Here is an 18,316-nt window from a genome sequence, read left to right on the forward strand (position 1 = left end):
TCATGTCTCTTGAGCAATACCAAATTGTCAGCCTGCTGGAACAACAAGTGCAACAGCAGCCGGATAATATCGCCCTGGAAGGCTTTGAAATGGCGTCCCCATGGGACAAGGTCAGCTGGACTCAATTTAAAAATTATAGTGACCAACTTGCGGCCGCTTTTATCGACCATGGTCTGGCAGTTCAAGATCGCGTCGCTATTCTATCTAACAACTGTCCACAATGGTCAATTGTCGATATCGCCACCAATAAAGCACGTGGCGCATTGGTGCCGATTTATCCTACCTCTACCTTGGAACAAGCGGTCTATATCATTCGTGATTCCGGCGCCAAGGTGCTGTGTGTGACCAACCAAGCGCAATATCACATGGCCTGCAAACTGCAGCCTTTGTGTCCGTCGCTGCAACAAGTGATCGTGTTTGATAACGATGTGCAGCTAAAGAGTAATCTGCACTACCATCTGGATACTTTGTTGTCTGAAGAAGCGGGCATTGAACATCCGCAATTGCAGCAGCGCATTGCAGAATCGAGCCTCGATGACCTGATGACATTGATCTACACCTCGGGGACGACGGGTGATCCGAAAGGGGTGATGCTCGATCAGCGTAATTTCGCCTCGGCGATGCGACAGCATCATCAACGAGTGCCGTTTGAGCAAGGTGATGTATCACTCGTGTTCTTGCCATTAAGCCATGTATACGAGCGTGGCTGGAGCTACTACGTGATGAGCCGCGGAGGTCGTAACGTCTATCTGGCGGATACCCCAAGGGTTAAAGAAGCCATCGCCGCTGTTAAACCACATACTGTTTGTGTGGTGCCACGCTTTCTTGAGAAGGTTTACAGCGCGGTCATGGAAAAGGTCAACAAAGGCCCTGCATCGCGGCGTAAATTGTTTGCTTGGGCTATGTCAGTGGGTCAGCGCCAGTTTGAAGCTGAGCAAGGTCGCGCTAAAGGCGGGCTACTGCTGAAATGGCAATGGCTGTTGGCTAATAAGCTGGTTTACGGCAAGTTACATGCGGCACTGGGTGGCCGTATCAAGTATATGCCTTGTGGTGGCGCGGCGCTGGATGCCGATGTAGGTGCTTTCTTTGCTGCTATCAATATTCCACTGTTGGTGGGCTATGGCATGACCGAAACCACCGCCACTGTCGCCTGCTGTTCACTAGATAATCGCGTCAAAGGGGCTAACGGTCAGCCTTTGGATGAAGTTGAAATACGCCTTGGCACCGATAACGAAATCCTAGTGCGCGGTGAGACCGTGATGCGCGGTTACTTTAACCGGCCAATGGAAACTGCCGAAGTGTTTGAAGATGGCTGGTTGAAAACGGGCGATGTTGGTCAAATTGATGACAAGGGTAATCTGTTTATCACTGACCGCTTGAAAGAGCTGATGAAAACCTCAAACGGCAAGTATATTGCGCCGCAACGGGTGGAAGGAAAAGTGGGTTGCTGTCCGTTTATTGAACAGGTCGCAATTGTTGCCGATGCGCGTAACTATGTGACCGCGTTGATCGTACCTGCCTTTGAAGCGTTAGAGTCGTGGGCAAAGCAGAAAGGGTTGAGCTATGACTCACCGTTGGAGCTGATCCGTAACTCGCAGGTGGTGGCGCATTTTGAAGAGCGTCTCAAGCAGCTACAGCACGAATTGGCGGGCTTTGAGCAGATTAAGAAGTTTACTCTGCTGCCAGAAGCGTTCTCAATGGAAGCCGGACTAATCACCCCCACCTTGAAGTTACGCCGAAAGATGATCTACCTGAAATATGCGCGTGAAATTAACGCCATGTATGGTGGTTAAGTGAATCTTTAGTCGATAAAAAAGGTCGCCATGGAGCGGCCTTTTTTGTCGACTGGCTCACAAAAATTGGATTTTCAGCGCGTTGACTGCAATTTGCTTAATTACCACATAAAAGTACATTTTTTATTCGATTATTCAGGGCTGAAAATGGCGCAATATTTGTTTTTATCGTCGAGCCGTCATCGCTGATGAATAGCCATATTTAAGGGGGAGAATAGCTGACGGTGAATTTTTGTTAATGCCAAGTTAAAAATGGTGGGTTGTTGATTTATTTGAAATTATGGATTTCATGTTTTATTTTAAAATTGTTTATATTCAATTGGTTATAGGTTGTTCTCCTATCTGTTTTTATATTTTCTATTGTTATGATTAAAAATTTAATATCTTCTGCAAAAATTAACGTCTTTATAATTTATCTCCGCTAAATCACTTATCTTAAAAGCTATTCGACCTTTGTCCAGTTGGTGATTTTATCAGAATCACACCAATATATTAGCATTTGCTGTAACAGTGTTTTTTGACCAAAATTAACTGCTAGTTAACTTTTTTGGTTATTGAATAAACAGCAATAAGCGATTATTAATTGATTGGCAATTAACTGATGAAGGCATCATCACTTCTTTGTCAGCGTTATGCGGGGGTCTGTAACGCTGTGTCAAAGTCAAACAAGGAATACCAAAATGAAACTTTATAAGAAACTTGGTGTGATAGGCGCTGCGGCGATCGTCAGCTTCAGCTCGGCGGTATGGGCCGCACCTACCTTTATTAACGTACTCACGGGCGGTACTAGCGGTATCTATTATCCGTTGGGCGTGGCGTTATCTCAGCTGTACGGCAACAACATCGACGGCGCCAAAACCTCAGTGCAAGCAACTAAAGCCTCGGTAGAAAATCTTAACTTATTACAAGCTGGCCGTGGCGAATTAGGCTTCGCGTTAGGTGACTCTGTTGCTGCTGCCTGGAAAGGTGATGCAGAAGCGGGCTTTAAAAAGCCGCTGAATAAATTGCGTTTGATCGCCGCTGTTTACCCTAACTACATTCAAATCGTTGCCAATAAAGATGCCAATATCAAATCGCTGGCCGACCTCAAAGGTAAGCGGGTGTCGGTAGGCGCGCCAAAATCTGGCACTGAGTTGAATGCGCGTGCCATCTTTGCGGCAGCTGGTCTGTCTTATGATGATTTGGGCGCTGTGGAATATCTGCCATATGCCGAGTCGGTTGAACTGATCAAAAACCGTCAGCTGGATGCCACCCTGCAATCCTCTGGTTTAGGCATGGCGGCGTTTCGCGATTTAGCGTCCACAATGCCAGTGAACTTTGTACCGATCCCAAAAGAGGTGATTGACCGTATCGGTAACGCAGCGTTCCAACCCGGCGTGATCCCTGCTGGCACTTACGATGGTCAAGATACCGATGTTGACACTATTGCGATTCAAAACATGCTGGTCAGCCAGAAAGATGTGCCAGATGAAGTGGCTTATCAGATGGCTAAGCTCATCTTTGAAAACCTCGACTATCTGCGCAATGCGCATGCTGCTGCAAAGGCTATTAGTCTAGAAAAAGCGGTGAGTACTGCAATTCCGCTGCATCCTGGTGCAGAGCGTTATTACAAGGAAGTTGGCGTAATCAAATAATGCTCGCCAGTAGTTCCATTTCAGAAATCGCTTCGACGAAATGTCGAAGCGATTTGTCGTTTCTGATGTAGCGAGGCAAAAATGACGGATTCCCAACAGGGGTTACATGCGGCCACCAAAGATTGGCCCAAGGCTTTGTTCACTGTAGCGCTGCTGTTTTCGGCGTTTCAATTAATTACTGCGGCATTCCATCCTGTTTCCACGCAGGTGCTGCGCGCAGTTCACGTCGGCTTTTTGTTGCTGATTGTATTTATTACTTATCCCACCACTAAGCGTCATCCACTCAAGCCGTTTGGCTGGCTGTTAGGGATTTTGGGGTTTTGTACCGCCGTTTATCAATGGGTGTTTGAAGCGGATCTTATCTATCGCTCAGGCGAATTGACCACCGCCGATCTGATTATTGGCACACTGTTGATTGCGTTAGTGTTTGAAGCGGCGCGGCGGGTGATGGGATTTGCGCTGCCATTTATCTGCACCATCTTTTTAGGTTACGGCTTGTTTGGTCAATATCTGCCGGGCGAGCTGATGCACCGTGGCTATGGCTTTGATCAAATCGTTAATCAGCTTTCCTTTGGTACTGAAGGCTTCTACGGCACACCTACCTATGTGTCGGCGACCTATATTTTCCTGTTTATTCTGTTTGGCGCCTTCCTCGAACAGGCGGGCATGATCAAGCTCTTTACCGATTTTGCACTCGGGCTATTCGGGCATAAATCGGGCGGGCCAGCCAAAGTATCGGTAGTGTCATCAGCGCTGATGGGCACCATTACCGGCTCTGGTGTCGCCAACGTGGTGACCACTGGCCAATTTACTATTCCGTTGATGATGCGCTTTGGTTATCGCCCTGCGTTTGCTGGTGGTGTTGAAGCGACATCAAGTATGGGCAGTCAGATCATGCCGCCCATCATGGGCGCGGTGGCGTTCATTATGGCGGAAACCATCAACGTAGAATTTATCGAGATTGCTAAAGCGGCATTAGTCCCCGCCATGCTTTACTTCGGCTCAGTATTTTGGATGGTGCATCTGGAGGCAAAACGCGCCGGATTGGACGGCCTGCCAAAAGAGGAGTGTCCAAATCCATGGCAAGCGATTAGCCAACGCTGGTATTTGCTGATTCCGCTGGCGGTATTGATTGGCTTGTTGTTCTCTGGTCGTACGCCGTTGTTCAGTGGCACCGTTGGCTTATCGCTGACGGCGTTGGTGATCCTTGGCTCGGCAATTGTGATGCAAGTGTCGTCTAAGTGGTTACGGCTGGTGTTCTGGATTGCCTTAGGCATTTTGTGCGCGGGCTTTTTCCAAATGGGCATCGCGGTGGTGTTTGGTGTGATCGCGGCTTTGGTCGGCGTGTGCTGGTTTATTAAAGGTGGCCGTGACACGTTGCAAATCTGTTTGCATGCGTTGGTCGATGGCGCGCGTCATGCGGTACCAGTGGGGATTGCCTGTGTGCTGGTCGGGGTGATTATCGGTATTGTGTCGCTTACTGGTGTGGCTTCAACCGTTGCGGGTTACATTCTGCATGTGGGACAAAATAATCTGTTCCTGTCGCTGGTGCTGACCATGATCACCTGCCTGATCCTCGGTATGGGGATCCCGTCGATTCCGAACTACATCATTACCAGCTCCATTGCTGCGCCAGCACTGCTGGATCTTGGTGTGCCGCTCATCGTCTCGCACATGTTCGTGTTTTACTTCGGCATCATGTCGGACTTAACTCCGCCGGTCGCCTTGGCCTGTTTTGCTGCAGCCCCCATTGCGAAAGAGCGTGGTTTAAAGATCAGCCTGTGGGCGGTGCGCATCGCGATTGCCGGGTTTATCATTCCCTATATGTCGGTCTACTCGCCAGCGTTGATGCTACAGAGCGATAGCACCTTAGCGATTATCTACGTGGTGATCAAAGCGGCATTGGCAATTGGCTTATGGGGCGCGGTGTTTACCGGCTATCTTACGAAACCTTTGGCATGGTGGGAGCGATTGTTGGGCTTTGCTGCTGGTGCTTCGCTGATTTTGGCGACGCCAATGAGCGATGAACTCGGCTTTACGCTAGTAGGCTTGTTCCTGCTGCAACACCTGGGACGCGATTTCTTAGCGCGTCGTAAAGCCTGATGCTCGGTTTATGTTTAGGGCTTGCTGGTCATGTGTGGGCTGAACTGCCGCAACAGCAGTTCACCCTCAGTTGGCATCACACGGTGGAGAAAATCGTCTGGCAGGAGGATTACCGGCTCACCCCAGCAGGCTTACAAATATTGCAGGCGCGGGTGAAAGGCACTGGTGCTGGGATGGAGATCCCCGATGATGCTAAGTTTTATGATGACAGTTGGCATTATCAGCCAAAATTGGCGCCCATTGCTGTGCTGCGCTTGGGGCGGGCACCGGAAGCGGGTGACTACCAGTTGTGCTTTAATGGTAAATGTCAGCCGATGAGTCACTGGATTGGCGCACCGAATCATCAAGTCGAGGCGGTTGAGCTATGGAGTTGTGCAGTCAACCCTTGAGTCGAGAACCGCAATAAAAAACGGCGCTAATTGCGCCGTTTTTTATGCAACTAAGGCACTGCTAGCAGATTCTCCTGTTGCGCTGAGAGTTGCTCATGTTCGGCGCGTTTTTTCAGCTTATACGCCAATGCTTCGTCAGGTACCGGTGAGCTTTTGCCGGTCGTAATCCATTTTTTTAAGCGGGTGGCATCGGCGATATGGGTGTATTTACCGTAGGAATCAAGCGCCACAAATGCGACATGACGGTGGCCCATTTTGGTTAGCATCACCAAGCAGTGGCCAGCATCATCGGTATAGCCGGTTTTCGTCAATTCAATATGCCAGCTTTTGCGGTTAACCAACGGGTTGGTGTTATAAAAGGCAAGGCTATAGCGTGGCCGATGAAAGGTGACACTCCGGTTTTTCGCCGAACTCAGTTTGCCAATGAGTGGATACTTTCTGACGGCCAACACCAGTTTGATTAAGTCGGCTGCCGTCGACACATTGTGTGACGACAAACCCGTAGGTTCTTCAAAGTGACTGTTGTTCATGCCCAATGCTTTCGCTTTGGCATTCATCGCTGCAACAAAAGCGGTAAAACCACCAGGATAATGATGCGCTAAGGTTGTCGCTGCGCGGTTTTCTGAGGCCATAAGTGACAACGCTAGTGCCTCTTTGCGGGTGAGGGTGCTGCCGATGCGAATACGGGAAATCACGTTTTGCATAATTGGTGATTGGCTGACATCTACCCTGATGCGTTCATTCAAAGGTAAGCCAGCATCCAATACCACCAATGCGGTCATCAGTTTGCTGACCGAAGCGATAGGGGTTACCAGATCAGGCGCTTCAGAATAGAGGGTTTTACCAGTGTCGAGGTCGACCAACATTGTGCTTTGTGAGGCTAAAAGCTGTTGGTTTTCCGGTATCTTAGGAGCGGCAAAAACACTGCTGGATAGCAGCATTAAGCAGCAGAGGCTGGCTGTAAAAAGTCGTCTCAACATTGGCACTAAACGCATTTCTGGTAAAAATATCGTTGCTCAGTGTAATAAAATCGTTTGCTGTTGCAAGGGATGTGGCGGCCAAGCGGAGATTAATTTGCCTTTTGCGGGCGACAACCAAAAAAGGATGGCATTGGGCCATCCTTTCATTTTTAGGGCTAAAACTTAGCTTAATTGCAGGTCGTTAAAGCTGCGAATATGGCGGAAGCTGCCTGCGGCTTCCGCAGGATCGCGCAGCATCTGACAGGTCTGTAGTCCGGCAGACTGGGCTGCTTTCAATTCATCCGCTAAATCGGAGATAAACATGACCTGTTTCGGCGCCATACTGATGGTGTTGATGATATTACTGTAGGCTTGCTTATCCTGCTTGCCGCCGGTACGGGTATCAAAATGGCCGTTGAAAATTTCGGTCAGGTCGCCACCATCGCTGTGGCTAAACAGCAGCTTTTGCGCTTCAGCTGAGGCAGAAGAGAAGCTGTAGAGACGAATGCCGCGCGCCTTAAAACGTGTAGCAGCGTCGATGAAATCAGGGAAGATATGACCAGTGAATTCACCTTTGGCGTAGCCTTCTTTCCAAATCAGCCCTTGCAGGGTTTTCAGTGGGGTGGCTTTGCGATCTTCTTTAACCCACTGCTGTAGAATTTCCGCCACGCGCTCAATGGAAGCATCTTCTTCAAGTGCCATTTCGCGAGTATCACAGATGCAGTTATCCACCAGCACATCATCTTTATGTTGTGCGAGATAGGTCGGCATGGCCTTAATGGAATAAGGAAACAGCACATCATGGATAAAGGCGTGATCCGTGGTGGTTCCTGCAGTGTCGACGATAATGGCTCTGATGCCCATGAGATTGGTACTCCCGAGACTCCTTGTTAGCGCTGAGAGCATACTAAGCGTTATTGCCGCATTTGACCAGTCAAACACCGATTTGCTTAGTGTCTGTGAGTTTAATTCATAGGCCCTATCAATTTCGGTTGCCTTCAGACCTATTTAGAAACACCTTAATCTTTGTATTGTTTAACTTCTTCTGTTAGAACTGCTGTAAAATTGAACACTGAAGCGGATCGCGCACGTCTGGTGGGAACGACGGGATTCAACCTCAGCAATAGCTGTGTGAGCGGCAAATTAAGGAGGATGTAATGAAATACGCGTTATCCATCAATGGCAGTCAACTCGAAGCGGATGTCGATCCAGATACGCCGCTGCTGTGGGTGTTGCGTGACACACTCAAACTTAAGGGCACCAAGTTTGGTTGTGGCATGTCGCTGTGTGGTGCCTGCACAGTGCACCTGGACGGTAAACCGATACGCAGCTGCGTGACGCCAATAAGTGCCGTCGGCAGCAAATCCATTACCACTATCGAAGGCATTGGCAACGACACCGTTGGCCAAAAAGTGCAGCAGGCATGGAAAATTCTCGATGTACCACAGTGCGGTTACTGCCAAGCGGGGCAAATCATGGCGGCTGTCTCGCTGCTCAAGCAGTTTCCGCAACCCACAGATCAGCAGATTGATGCCGGCATGAGCCGTAATCTCTGTCGCTGCGCTACCTACCATCGTATTAAAGCGGCGATTCATCAGGTCGCAGATGCGGTCAAGGAGGGCTAAGCGATGACCACGACTCTCAATCCGGCAAGACGTCATTTTCTTAAAGCCAGTGCTGCTATTGGCGGTGGGTTATTTCTGGGACTGTATCTGCCGAACATAGCTTATGCCGCGGAAGCCGGCCAAATGGCGGTATTGAGTGCGCACGTGCGGATTACTGCTGACGGTGTTATCGAAATTATGTCGGTAGCGCCTGAAATCGGTCAGGGAATTAAAACCTCGCTGCCGATGGTGATTTGTGAAGAATTGGATGCCGACTGGGCGCAAGTGAGTGTGTTGCAAGCCCCAGTTAACAGTGACGCCTTTGGCCGCCAGTCAGCGGGAGGGAGTCGCAGTACGCCCGCCCACTTTGATGAACATCGTCGTATCGGTGCTGCCGCACGGCAGATGTTGCTGCAAGCTGCAGCAGAGCAATGGCAGGTGCCGTTGGCATCGTTGACCACTCAAGCTGGGATTGTTCATCATGGCGCCAGCGGCCGCCAGCTGAGCTATGCGCGACTGGCGAACCAAGCCGCGCGGCAACAATCGCCCGATTTAGCCTCAATAACCCTGAAAAATCCGGCTGATTTTAGCCTGATTGGCCAATTTACCTCTGGCGTGGATAACGATGCGCTAGTGCATGGTCGTCCGCTATTTGGTATCGATGTTGAGCTGCCTAGCATGCTGCACGCAGTTATTCATAAGTGCCCGGTATTTGGCGGCCGGGTGAAGACGGTAGATCTGGCGTCGATTAACGCTTTGCCCGGTATTCGTCACGCCTTTGTGATTGACACTTCAAGTGTTGATAGTGGCGTCGCGATTGTGGCGGATAGCTGGTGGCAGGCAGAAAAAGCACGGCGTCAGCTCAAGGTGCAATGGGACGAAGGCAAGGCCAAACAGCAAAATAGCGCTGACTTTGATAAGCAAGCTCAGCAACTATGGCGAAAGGCGCCAAGCCAGATAACCCAGCAAGTCGGCAATGTCGACAAGGCATTTGCTGATGCAGCCAAAGTAATTGAAGCTGAATATGCCTACCCCTTTATTGCCCACGGACAACTTGAACCCATCAACTGCACTGCGCACTGGCAAGCGGGGCATTTAACCCTGTGGGCACCAACGCAAAATCCTGCCAGTGGTCAGCGTCAGGCGGCATCAGCCATCGGTATTGACGTCAATGATGTCACCGTTAATGTCACTCGTATGGGCGGAGGTTTTGGGCGCCGGCTGTTTAACGACTACATGGCGGAAGCCGCCATTATCGCCAAACAGGTGGGCGTGCCGGTGAAATTGCTGTGGAATCGCCAGGATGACTTCCAGCATGACTATTATCGTCCGGGTGGCTATCACAAGTTTAAGGCGGGCATCGACGCGCAGGGGCAACTACAGGCCTTTAGCGACCACTTTGTCAGCTTTGGCAATAATGGCCGCACACTGCTAGCGGCGGGAATGCATGCTGCAGAGTTTCCAACCGGCTTTGTGCCTAACCTGCAATTTGGCAGCTCTTTAATTGAGGCGCAGATTCCCACCGGTTGGTTGCGGGCACCGACCAGCAACGCCATGGGCTTTGTATTCCAGTCAATGCTGGATGAAGTGGCGCACGCTGCTGGCCAAGATCCGCTTGCGTTCCAATTGGCGTTACTGCGACGCAGTGATGCTAAGCCGCAAAATGGTTTCTCACCACAGCGTATGGCCGCGGTGTTAGAGCGGGTTGCTGAGCTCAGTGACTGGGGCAAGCCTGTACCTGAGTTTCATGGTAAAGGCATCGCTTGCTATTACAGTCACGCAGGCTATTTTGCCGAAGTGGTGCAAGCCAGCGTCAACCAGATGGGAGCGGTGAAGGTTGAGAAAATTTGGGTGGTTGGCGATGTCGGTCAGTTTATTGTGAACCCCAGTGGCGCCATGCATCAGGTGCAAGGTGCGGTGCTAGAAGGCTTATCACAGGCGCTGTATCAGCAAGTATTGATTGATGGTGGGGCGCAGGTAAGCAACTACCATCAACACAAGATACTGGCGATGAATGCCGTACCTGAGGTTGAGGTGGAATTCTTAGCCACCGATAATCCGACGACCGGTTTAGGCGAGCCAGCATTGCCACCGGTGATCCCCGCGCTCTGTAATGCGTTGTTTGCTGCCACAGGTAAACGAGTACGCAGTTTGCCGATTAAAGCGGAAATGTTTGCTTAAACAGTGCCTTGCCGCGTACTTTCTCCATCACAAGCCGCTACTGAGCGGCTTGTTTATTTGGCGCTGTTGTCAGTGCTGAATACCGCCAACATGGCGGTTATTGCATCGCAGTGGTTATCTGCGTGCCATACCATCGCATAGGGGATTTCCGGTACGTTACCTTGCAGCGGCACCGCTTTGATATTATGTGGAAATAGGTGGCGGCTATAGCTTGGCAGCAAGCAAACATGCTTCTTCATCGATTGCATCAACGAGATCGCCATGGTCAAGGTTTCAGCCTGATAACTCAACGCGAAATTAACCCCGTTACGCCGCCCAAAATCAACACTGGCTTGATGCAGCGCTGGGCCAAACTTGGGTGTGGCGGTGACGATTGGTTCGTTGGCTAAGGTGGCTGCCGACAGCTGCTCATGTTGCGCCAGCGGATGATCTTGATGCATCGCCGCAATCAGCGGCGCATGCCCTAACACATGATGCTTGAATCCATACATATCAGGTCTGGGAGGAGTGAAGGCGACGTCAATTTTTCCTGCCTGCACTTCATCAAATAAGGTGGGTGCCGGTAAGCTTCTGACCACTAAGTCAACCTGCTCTGGTTGCTGCACTATGGTGGAAACTTGCGCGAGATATTTGTGCTCCAAACCATAGTCAAATCCCGCGACAAATTGCGGTGCCGCACCTTGCGCAACTTGGCGTGCTCTTTCTACTGCTCGCTCACACTGTGCCAGTACCAATCGGCTTTCATCCAGAAACACCTTACCCGCTTCCGTCAGACTTACCTGGCGGTGACCACGAATTAATAACTCGGCGCCAACGTAGCTTTCAAGGTCTTTAATCTGACGGCTTAGCGATGGCTGTACCGTGCACAGTTGGTTGGCCGCTTCAGTAAAACTTCCGGTGTCGGCAATGGTAACAAAATAGCGTAGATGTCTAAGTTCCATAAGCTTGGTTTCCATACTTTTTGAGTATGGTATCAGGCTTTTAAACAATTGGCAGAAATTTATCCAACCGCATAAAGTAACCAATAAAGGGTGATGTTGATCACGTTTTTATGAGCGGTGATAACACTGCCTAATCAGGTCAATCACTCATCCCGCAGCATTCATCTGCACCTTAGCAAGCGATATTGCGCAAAGGTGCCAAGCACAATGAAAGGTGATGTTATGAGCAACAATTTATTGGATTACAGCGGCAAAACCGTATTAGTCACAGGCGCCGCAACCGGTATTGGTAAAGCTACCGCGTTAGCGTTTGCCGAGCAGGGAGCGAATGTCGTTGTCGGTGATGTTGATCCTCGCGCAGAGCAAACCGTCGCTGAACTGGTCGCAAAAGGTGTGCAGGCGTTGTTTGTAAAAACCGATGTTAGCAGTGCTGAGTCAGTACAGCACCTCGTTGATAGCGCCGTAAAACAGTTTGGCAAAATTGATGCGGCATTTAATAACGCCGGTATTTTGCCGCCGACTGCGCCATTAGCTGAACAATCTGAGGCCGATTTTGACCGTGTTATCGGAGTCGACCTCAAAGGCGTATTTCTCAGCATGAAGTATGAAATTGCAGCCATGAAACAATCTGGTGGGGGTGCCATCGTTAACACCGCTTCAGTTGCTGGGGTTGTGGCTGATCCCGGTATGGCGCCTTACGTGGCGGCCAAACATGGTGTGGTGGGCTTAACCCGCGCCGCCGCGTTGGATTACGCCAAAGATGGTATTCGAGTGAATGCCTTAGCCCCCGGTTTAGTGGCTTCGCCGATGACCGAGCGTTGGTTAAAAGATCCTAAGTTTGTCGAAGCACTGATGGCAAATAGCCCTATTGGTCGCCCAGCCGATCCTGCCGAGATGAGCGGCACAGTGCTGTTTTTATGTTCGCCAGCTGCAAGCTTTGTGACTGGTCAAGTTTATCTGGTCGATGGTGGACAGACTGCGCACTAGAGCGCGGTTCCACGTCTATTATCACCATGACAAAAGGAAAATGTTATGTCTCAGGATAATCAATTTTTACAAGGAAAAATCGCGCTGGTGACTGGCGCCGGTGCTGGCTTAGGTCGCTCAATTGCGCTGCATTATGGCAACGCGGGTGCCACTATAGTGGTGTCTGATATCAATGAAGAAAACGGTAAGGAAACCGCCGCCTTGATCGCCGAAAACGGCGGTACCGCTTCGTTCAAACGCGCCGACGTATCAAAAGCGGCTGACGCGGAAGCGCTGGTGGAATTTGCCGTTAATCAATATGGTCGCCTCGATATCGCCTGTAACAACGCTGGTGTCGCACCACCGGCCACGCCACTGGCAGAAGTGAGCGACGAGCTGTGGCACAAAATCACCTCAGTGAATTTAGATGGCGTGTTCTACGGTATGCGTGCACAAATTAGAGCGATGCAACAAAACAACGGCCAAGGCGGCACTATCGTCAATATCGCCTCTATTCTTGGTCAAGTTGGCTTCCCCGGCTTAGGCCCATACGTTGCGACTAAACACGCCATTGTTGGCCTAACCAAACAAGTCGCGGTGGACTACGCTTCGCAAAACATTCGTGCGATTGCGGTTGGCCCAGCCTTTATTAAAACCGGTTTGGAAAGCAATCTAGATCCTAAATCCCGTGCCGCCTTGGATGAAGCTCACCCAATCGGCCGCATGGGCGAACCAGAAGAAGTCGGCGCCGTAGTGGCCGCGATTTCTGCGCCAACTTGGTCGTTCGTCAACGGCTCTTATATCCCTGTTGATGGCGGCTTCTTAGCGCGTTAATTAGCTGCAGTAATATTCGAAAAGGGCCAATTGGCCCTTTTTTGTTGGGTGTGTTTGGTGGTTATTAGTTAGTTTAGATAACTAATTACTGTGATATTTGCTTGATAGTTTGTTGTTAATGCTGAATAGCGCTCGCCGACACGCCGTGAATTCGTCCCTGAAGGCTGCCGCGCGCCATCCATGGCGCTAAGCGTCGGCTCGTTGCTATTCAGCATCTCCGCTATCGAGGCAAGCTGAGAGTTCGACTAGATCTTTGTAGAAATCTATAGTGTGGTTGTTGTTACGATTAAATGATGTGTAGATTGAAACCCAGCTACCAAACAGTCTGGCATCAGACGTTGATTGTCCTTGGTTTTTATTCTGCCCAAGATTTCTCATACATTGGTCAATGTCTTTTTGAGCATTCAGGGAAAAGATATAAGGGTGAACTCGGTTTATGAATTCTGACAAATTCCCTTGATAATTCATCTTACAGTATTCATTAAACCTCCTGTTGAAATACCGATCTCCAGTATTTTCTGGTGTAAACACGGGAACTATTTGACTCGGAGCAAGGTGTATGATGATTTTTTTATCGCTTAAATCTAAGAGTTCCCTTAGTGTTTCATCAATAGAAATTGGACGAGACTCGTACCTGAAATTGCCACTTAAATTTTTGTTATTTAAAAAAGCCTTAAATAGTGGGTAATTAGCTTCTCTCAAACACATTAAAAATGCTAAGTAAACGAGATTTATATGTTGGCTCGGCTTTAATGAATCTATGGAACATATGAGTCTTTCCGTAACTTGTAGTGCTAACCTCGCATTTAGCTTGTACGCATCAAATACTGCAATAAGATTCTTCAAATTACCTTTTTCTGGTAGGTCATTGGCTTCCGGCGGATAGTCCAAATCCGGCCATGAAATAATACCTCTTCCTTCTAAATACTCCTTGGACAGTTTGTGTACTTCGCAATGCACTGGAAGCAGTTTTTCGAGGCTTGGGGTTTTGAGTGTGTAGCGGCTGTTGAAGAAGCGGCCGAGATAGGCGTGGGCGTCAAACCCCTCGCCATAGAGCGCTTTCACTGTGTGTTGCAGTTGTTCTGTATCGGTTGCTACCACAAATACTACGCGGGGAATATCAAAGATATGCTTGATAGTTTCCAGCATCTCCACCGCATAACTTGGACGGCAGCGATCGAGCTCATCCACCAAAATAAACGCTGGGTAATTTTTGGGGTGTTCGCTTTGCCCGTTTAAGCCAACAACTGCACCAACCCACTGTTTAACTTGTTCTTTCAGCGCTTGTATCGCTTGTGCCTTGGCATCATGGTCATCTAACAGACTTTTGACCATAGCGCTGGCGGCCTTACTTAAATCGATCTCTTTGCCAGTATGCTCATCTGTAACTGTGCCAAGAGCATCATCTGCCGCTTGCATAATCTCTTGAAAATCAAACCCTGCGTAGCGTTTGACGATGCCAGCAATGGCGGCGGGCGCAGCAGCTTTGAGCAAACCAAGCATTTTTCGTGGTGCTTTAAAAATAGTTTTATCTGCGTCTTTTCCTGCTTGCACACGCAACTGATTAATCATGGCTGATACTGCGGTGAGCAGCGGATCGTCCGAGTAATCCTGTTGCCACGCATCGATATACACCACCGGATAGTGTTGCTTTAAATCTTCCGCCCAGCGCTTAAGAAAGTAGCTTTTACCTGCGCCCCATTCGGCATTGAGGTTGAGGACATAATGCCCTGAGTTGGGGTTGTCTTTATGAGTATGGCCTTTGCCAACCAGAAAGTGGGTTAAGTACTCAGCATACTTGGCTCTATCGAGCGCATCGGCAGGTAGTAGTTCGTTATCTGAGGTAAAGTGTTCAACTGACCAGTCAAAATCCATGAGTGATGACTATCCCTAAAAACCATAGGCTCATCATGGGCTTGAAACTTGATATAGGCAATTAAGTTGAGTGATTATTGTCTTGCTTCGCACTAATTTCACCCTACGAAATATCAACTTTTCATTGAAGTTTTTCCGCTGAAAGGTCGCTTATCTATTAAATGCTGTTTAGTGGTGTTTCAAGGACGTCGTAACGACACGAGCCTTAAGGATAAAGGGACAAATGGCGAGTTTAGATAAGTTGGGGCTGAGGTGTGTTGGCATATTGGTGAGCGTGAGCCTGTGCTTGCTAGTTGGCTGTTCCCGGCGAGACTCACTGGCTGAAGTTTGTCAGGCATCGCCTGCTATCTGTCAGGATCTCGACCTTGACTCAACTTGTCGTGAAGCTCGTACGCCGCTGGTGGCGCTGCGTGTTGCGTTGAGCAAGCAACCGGAGTTGCTGCAACAGGATGAAACGCAGTTTAAGCAACTGCAGTTGGTTGAGGCGTATAACCGCTGCCTTAAGCGAGCGTCCGGCATTCAACATGTGAATAACCCCTATCTGACCAATAATGCCCAGCGGGCGTATGCGCTGACGTCACTTACCTTGGCGCAGATATTGGAACAGACTGAAGGCAGTACGAATCCCCACTTAGCCTATTACCATTGGGTGCATTTAGGTGATCGACAGGCACTTCGCGTTTTGTTAGCGGCGCAACGCAATGGTCAAATCAAAGAGGCTTATATTCTGGCGGGGCTAGCGACATCTCAGCTTGATGATGAGCCCGATACTGCGCGAATGTTGTTCCTTGAGGCGCTGCGCAATGCCTCAGCTAAAGAGTTCGTTGCCGACTGGCTGTTAGCGCTGGCGAAAGTGACCCCAGATCGGGAAATCAAATATCTACTGCAGAAAACCAATATCGATTTGACGGAGCGTAAAGCTGATCAGCGTATGTTGAGCGCACAATTGGCCGCCCCCGCCGAGGTGCAAGCGCAATTGGATCAGCAGGCGCTGTTGTTAGCCAAAGCGTTTACCAGCGGTAGTTATAGCAACAGTCGCTGGCCCGACTTTTTAGCAGGCAATAAACAGGTACTGCCGAGCATTATTGCAGCGGAAGGCTAAACCTGTATCACGAGTCTTCGCCCCCCATTGCGTCATGTGACATTTCTTCACAACAGATTTGCTCGTTTATGATGAGTTTTGGTTTGGCGTGGCAGCCCCAAATGTGAGCTAAGGCTAATCTTTACATCATGAATATAAATCACCACTTGTCTCCGCCGTTTTGGAGGCATAGGCTAAAAGGCAGTTATTTGGGAGTGATGGTGATTAGGTGCGTAATCTCTTGCTAGTTGTTTCATTGATATTAGCGCTCGTGGGGCAAGGTTTAGTTGCCAACCACAGTTTTGCTATGTCGATGCCACAATCTGCAAGCACCGCCACAACTCAGGTGGCTCACTCAAGCGATATGGCATGTTGCCAAAGTGCGACGGGCTGTAAGTGCCACATGAGCGGCGATCATTGCGCGACTAGCGCGGGTTGTTCTGCTCATTGCAGTGCTACCTCTGCTGTTGCTGACTTGGGTGCTGTGCTCCTTTCTTCCCCTGTGACACAACGCATTAACGTTCCGCTTTGGAGCGTGCAAACTGCGTTAGCTGCGGTACAAACTCCTCCGCCAAATCAAGCGTAAATGACCGCATTTTGCGGCTTAATTTCTTGTTAGCTAATTAATTTATTTACGTTTTACCTTTCATTGATTTGGGAATTATGACTATGTTTGTATCTATGACTAAAACCGTTATCGCTGCTTCTTTGGTTGTTTCTGCAATTGCTGCTCCATTGGCTTCTGCTGCAACATTACATGTGCCTGACAGCATTCAAATCAGCAGTATTGATGGCCATGCCGTCAACGTGTTTTCCACTATCAAACTTGATGCTGGTGAACATTTAATCACGTTGAAATACCGCGATTATTTTAATACTTATGCCGATGATTCTGGTGATTGGGTAAATTCCAATACTTTGTTTGGCAAGATAAATATTGGGCAACAAACTGAAATTTCTTTAGCAACACCCAAAATCTTGGATGTTGCTGATGCCCGAGCATTCGTACAGCAGCCAACACTGTTACAACGCGATGGTCAAGGTAATAGCCAAACCATTAAGTTACAGTCGGCGTATGGCGTATTGGCAAACCTTTTAGAGAGTCATTAATCGCTGATTAGTATTAAAGAGTGTGCTTTATTGAGCACACTCTTTTCTTATTTGGTTATGGATGAGCAGCAAACTTTGCCATCAGCGTCGGCGAGGCTACTATAGAGCCATGTTTCCTTTGGCAAAGGCTGTCTGATGATACAGTCCATTTCGAGTTCAAGTGCAAAGCAACGCGGTTTTACGGGCGCACAGGTGCTGTTGATGTTACTTGCGACTGTGTTGGTAACCATTGCGGTGAGCTACTTTGTTATTCGCACCTATATTTTCCCGCAGCCTTTTACGCCAGTGTCGTTGAGTCAAAAGGAAGAACGTAAGCTTGATTCCAAATTGCAGGTGTTGGGCTGGCAAAGTGATTTCAGCCGCAATCAATCTGACAGCAATGACCTAACTCCAGAGCCTTATAGCGAGTCAGATGCCAAGCGCCAGGTAACCTTTAGCGAAAAAGAGGTGAACGCCATTATTGCCCGCAGTCCGGATTTTTCTGAGCGGGTGGCAATCGACTTTTCTGACAATCTTGCCAGCGCCAAGGTGCTGATCCCTATTCCGCAGGATTTTCCTATTATGGCGGGGCAAATTTTACGGGTGAATGCCGGGTTAGATATTCACTTAGATAAAAATCGTCGCCCGGTGGTGGCGTTAGTCGGCGTGAGCTTGATGGGGGTGCCTATCCCCAACGCTTGGTTAGGCAATATGAAGCACGTGAATTTGGTGAGTGAGTTTGGTGATCGTGGTTTTTGGAACACCTTCGCCGATGGTGTGGAAGATATTCAAATTCGCGATGGTGAGCTGTATATCAAGCTGCGTAAATAGCGAATGCGCTACGCGCTGAATGAATAAAAACGTCGG

16 protein-coding genes are annotated in these 18,316 nt (G+C 49.2%); 12 read left to right on the top strand and 4 right to left on the bottom strand.

What is annotated here, in order from left to right:
- The first annotated feature begins 2 nt into the window (after nucleotides 1-2).
- From HR45_RS16915 to HR45_RS16930, 4 genes are all read left to right on the top strand, one after another.
- Nucleotides 3-1,793, top strand: a complete 1,791-nt coding sequence (locus HR45_RS16915) for an AMP-dependent synthetase/ligase (RefSeq protein ID WP_037445387.1) — start codon at nucleotides 3-5, stop codon at nucleotides 1,791-1,793.
- Nucleotides 1,794-2,473: 680 nt separating this feature from the next.
- A complete protein-coding gene (locus tag HR45_RS16920) occupies nucleotides 2,474-3,427 on the top strand; it encodes a TAXI family TRAP transporter solute-binding subunit (RefSeq protein ID WP_037445388.1) in 954 nt (317 codons plus the stop codon).
- 81 nt (nucleotides 3,428-3,508) lie between these two features.
- The gene (locus tag HR45_RS16925) at nucleotides 3,509-5,530 is read left to right on the top strand and encodes a TRAP transporter permease (protein ID WP_037445389.1); all 2,022 of its coding nucleotides are present in this window, start codon (nucleotides 3,509-3,511) and stop codon (nucleotides 5,528-5,530) included.
- Complete coding sequence (locus HR45_RS16930; RefSeq protein ID WP_037445390.1) at nucleotides 5,530-5,919, top strand: DUF1850 domain-containing protein; 390 nt, start codon at nucleotides 5,530-5,532, stop codon at nucleotides 5,917-5,919. Before HR45_RS16925 ends, HR45_RS16930 begins: the two co-directional genes overlap by 1 nt.
- A 50-nt stretch (nucleotides 5,920-5,969) precedes the next feature.
- Here the strand turns inward: HR45_RS16930 and pbpG are convergent, their stop codons facing one another.
- Both pbpG and mtnC read right to left on the bottom strand, forming a co-directional pair.
- Nucleotides 5,970-6,899, bottom strand: a complete 930-nt coding sequence (gene pbpG / locus HR45_RS16935; RefSeq protein ID WP_206537917.1) for a D-alanyl-D-alanine endopeptidase — start codon at nucleotides 6,897-6,899, stop codon at nucleotides 5,970-5,972.
- A 162-nt stretch (nucleotides 6,900-7,061) separates the two neighbouring features.
- Nucleotides 7,062-7,742, bottom strand: a complete 681-nt coding sequence (mtnC, locus tag HR45_RS16940) for an acireductone synthase (protein WP_037445393.1) — start codon at nucleotides 7,740-7,742, stop codon at nucleotides 7,062-7,064.
- A gap of 293 nt (nucleotides 7,743-8,035) precedes the next feature.
- Here mtnC and HR45_RS16945 point away from each other — a divergent pair, with 293 nt between their 5' ends.
- Complete coding sequence (locus tag HR45_RS16945) at nucleotides 8,036-8,503, top strand: (2Fe-2S)-binding protein (protein ID WP_037445394.1); 468 nt, start codon at nucleotides 8,036-8,038, stop codon at nucleotides 8,501-8,503.
- A 3-nt stretch (nucleotides 8,504-8,506) separates the two neighbouring features.
- On the top strand, nucleotides 8,507-10,663 hold the full coding sequence (locus HR45_RS16950) for a xanthine dehydrogenase family protein molybdopterin-binding subunit (RefSeq protein WP_037445395.1): 2,157 nt from the start codon (nucleotides 8,507-8,509) through the stop codon (nucleotides 10,661-10,663).
- A 53-nt stretch (nucleotides 10,664-10,716) separates the two neighbouring features.
- On the opposite strand, the gene HR45_RS16955 is transcribed toward HR45_RS16950, so the two are convergent.
- Complete coding sequence (locus HR45_RS16955; RefSeq protein ID WP_052074814.1) at nucleotides 10,717-11,604, bottom strand: LysR substrate-binding domain-containing protein; 888 nt, start codon at nucleotides 11,602-11,604, stop codon at nucleotides 10,717-10,719.
- A gap of 222 nt (nucleotides 11,605-11,826) precedes the next feature.
- Between HR45_RS16955 and HR45_RS16960 the strand changes: the two genes are divergently transcribed.
- Nucleotides 11,827-12,591, top strand: a complete 765-nt coding sequence (locus HR45_RS16960; protein WP_081933527.1) for an SDR family NAD(P)-dependent oxidoreductase — start codon at nucleotides 11,827-11,829, stop codon at nucleotides 12,589-12,591.
- A gap of 45 nt (nucleotides 12,592-12,636) precedes the next feature.
- A complete protein-coding gene (locus HR45_RS16965; protein WP_037445398.1) occupies nucleotides 12,637-13,404 on the top strand; it encodes an SDR family NAD(P)-dependent oxidoreductase in 768 nt (255 codons plus the stop codon).
- Nucleotides 13,405-13,608: 204 nt separating this feature from the next.
- Here the strand turns inward: HR45_RS16965 and HR45_RS16970 are convergent, their stop codons facing one another.
- Complete coding sequence (locus HR45_RS16970) at nucleotides 13,609-15,279, bottom strand: KAP family P-loop NTPase fold protein (protein WP_037445399.1); 1,671 nt, start codon at nucleotides 15,277-15,279, stop codon at nucleotides 13,609-13,611.
- 223 nt (nucleotides 15,280-15,502) lie between these two features.
- On the opposite strand from HR45_RS16970, the gene HR45_RS16975 reads away from it, so the two are divergent.
- From HR45_RS16975 to HR45_RS16990, 4 genes are all read left to right on the top strand, one after another.
- Nucleotides 15,503-16,381, top strand: coding sequence for a DUF2989 domain-containing protein (locus HR45_RS16975; RefSeq protein ID WP_037445400.1), 879 nt, complete (start codon nucleotides 15,503-15,505; stop codon nucleotides 16,379-16,381).
- Between the two features lie 208 nt (nucleotides 16,382-16,589).
- Entirely contained in the window at nucleotides 16,590-16,946 is a 357-nt protein-coding gene (locus HR45_RS16980; protein ID WP_037445401.1) for a hypothetical protein, read from the top strand.
- 83 nt (nucleotides 16,947-17,029) lie between these two features.
- Nucleotides 17,030-17,470 (top strand): DUF2057 family protein, encoded by a 441-nt coding sequence (locus HR45_RS16985; protein ID WP_037445402.1) that lies wholly within the window; start codon nucleotides 17,030-17,032, stop codon nucleotides 17,468-17,470.
- A gap of 135 nt (nucleotides 17,471-17,605) precedes the next feature.
- Nucleotides 17,606-18,280 carry a hypothetical protein gene (locus tag HR45_RS16990; protein ID WP_037445403.1) on the top strand — a complete coding sequence of 225 codons (675 nt, stop codon included), beginning with the start codon at nucleotides 17,606-17,608 and terminating at the stop codon, nucleotides 18,278-18,280.
- The last annotated feature ends 36 nt before the right edge of the window (nucleotides 18,281-18,316 follow it).

The sequence above is a fragment of the Shewanella mangrovi genome (genome assembly GCF_000753795.1).
Classification (GTDB): domain Bacteria; phylum Pseudomonadota; class Gammaproteobacteria; order Enterobacterales; family Shewanellaceae; genus Shewanella; species Shewanella mangrovi.

What these genes read in the sequence shown, in the direction of transcription:
- HR45_RS16970 (WP_037445399.1), bottom strand. Translation starts at nt 15,279, where the DNA reads ATGGATTTTGACTGGTCAGTTGAACACTTTACCTCAGATAACGAACTA.
- HR45_RS16950 (WP_037445395.1), top strand. Translation starts at nt 8,507, where the DNA reads ATGACCACGACTCTCAATCCGGCAAGACGTCATTTTCTTAAAGCCAGT.
- HR45_RS16920 (WP_037445388.1), top strand. Translation starts at nt 2,474, where the DNA reads ATGAAACTTTATAAGAAACTTGGTGTGATAGGCGCTGCGGCGATCGTC.
- HR45_RS16930 (WP_037445390.1), top strand. Translation starts at nt 5,530, where the DNA reads ATGCTCGGTTTATGTTTAGGGCTTGCTGGTCATGTGTGGGCTGAACTG.
- pbpG (WP_206537917.1), bottom strand. Translation starts at nt 6,899, where the DNA reads ATGTTGAGACGACTTTTTACAGCCAGCCTCTGCTGCTTAATGCTGCTA.
- HR45_RS16960 (WP_081933527.1), top strand. Translation starts at nt 11,827, where the DNA reads ATGAGCAACAATTTATTGGATTACAGCGGCAAAACCGTATTAGTCACA.
- HR45_RS16975 (WP_037445400.1), top strand. Translation starts at nt 15,503, where the DNA reads ATGGCGAGTTTAGATAAGTTGGGGCTGAGGTGTGTTGGCATATTGGTG.
- HR45_RS16925 (WP_037445389.1), top strand. Translation starts at nt 3,509, where the DNA reads ATGACGGATTCCCAACAGGGGTTACATGCGGCCACCAAAGATTGGCCC.
- HR45_RS16945 (WP_037445394.1), top strand. Translation starts at nt 8,036, where the DNA reads ATGAAATACGCGTTATCCATCAATGGCAGTCAACTCGAAGCGGATGTC.
- HR45_RS16985 (WP_037445402.1), top strand. Translation starts at nt 17,030, where the DNA reads ATGTTTGTATCTATGACTAAAACCGTTATCGCTGCTTCTTTGGTTGTT.
- mtnC (WP_037445393.1), bottom strand. Translation starts at nt 7,742, where the DNA reads ATGGGCATCAGAGCCATTATCGTCGACACTGCAGGAACCACCACGGAT.
- HR45_RS16965 (WP_037445398.1), top strand. Translation starts at nt 12,637, where the DNA reads ATGTCTCAGGATAATCAATTTTTACAAGGAAAAATCGCGCTGGTGACT.
- HR45_RS16990 (WP_037445403.1), top strand. Translation starts at nt 17,606, where the DNA reads ATGATACAGTCCATTTCGAGTTCAAGTGCAAAGCAACGCGGTTTTACG.
- HR45_RS16915 (WP_037445387.1), top strand. Translation starts at nt 3, where the DNA reads ATGTCTCTTGAGCAATACCAAATTGTCAGCCTGCTGGAACAACAAGTG.
- HR45_RS16955 (WP_052074814.1), bottom strand. Translation starts at nt 11,604, where the DNA reads ATGGAACTTAGACATCTACGCTATTTTGTTACCATTGCCGACACCGGA.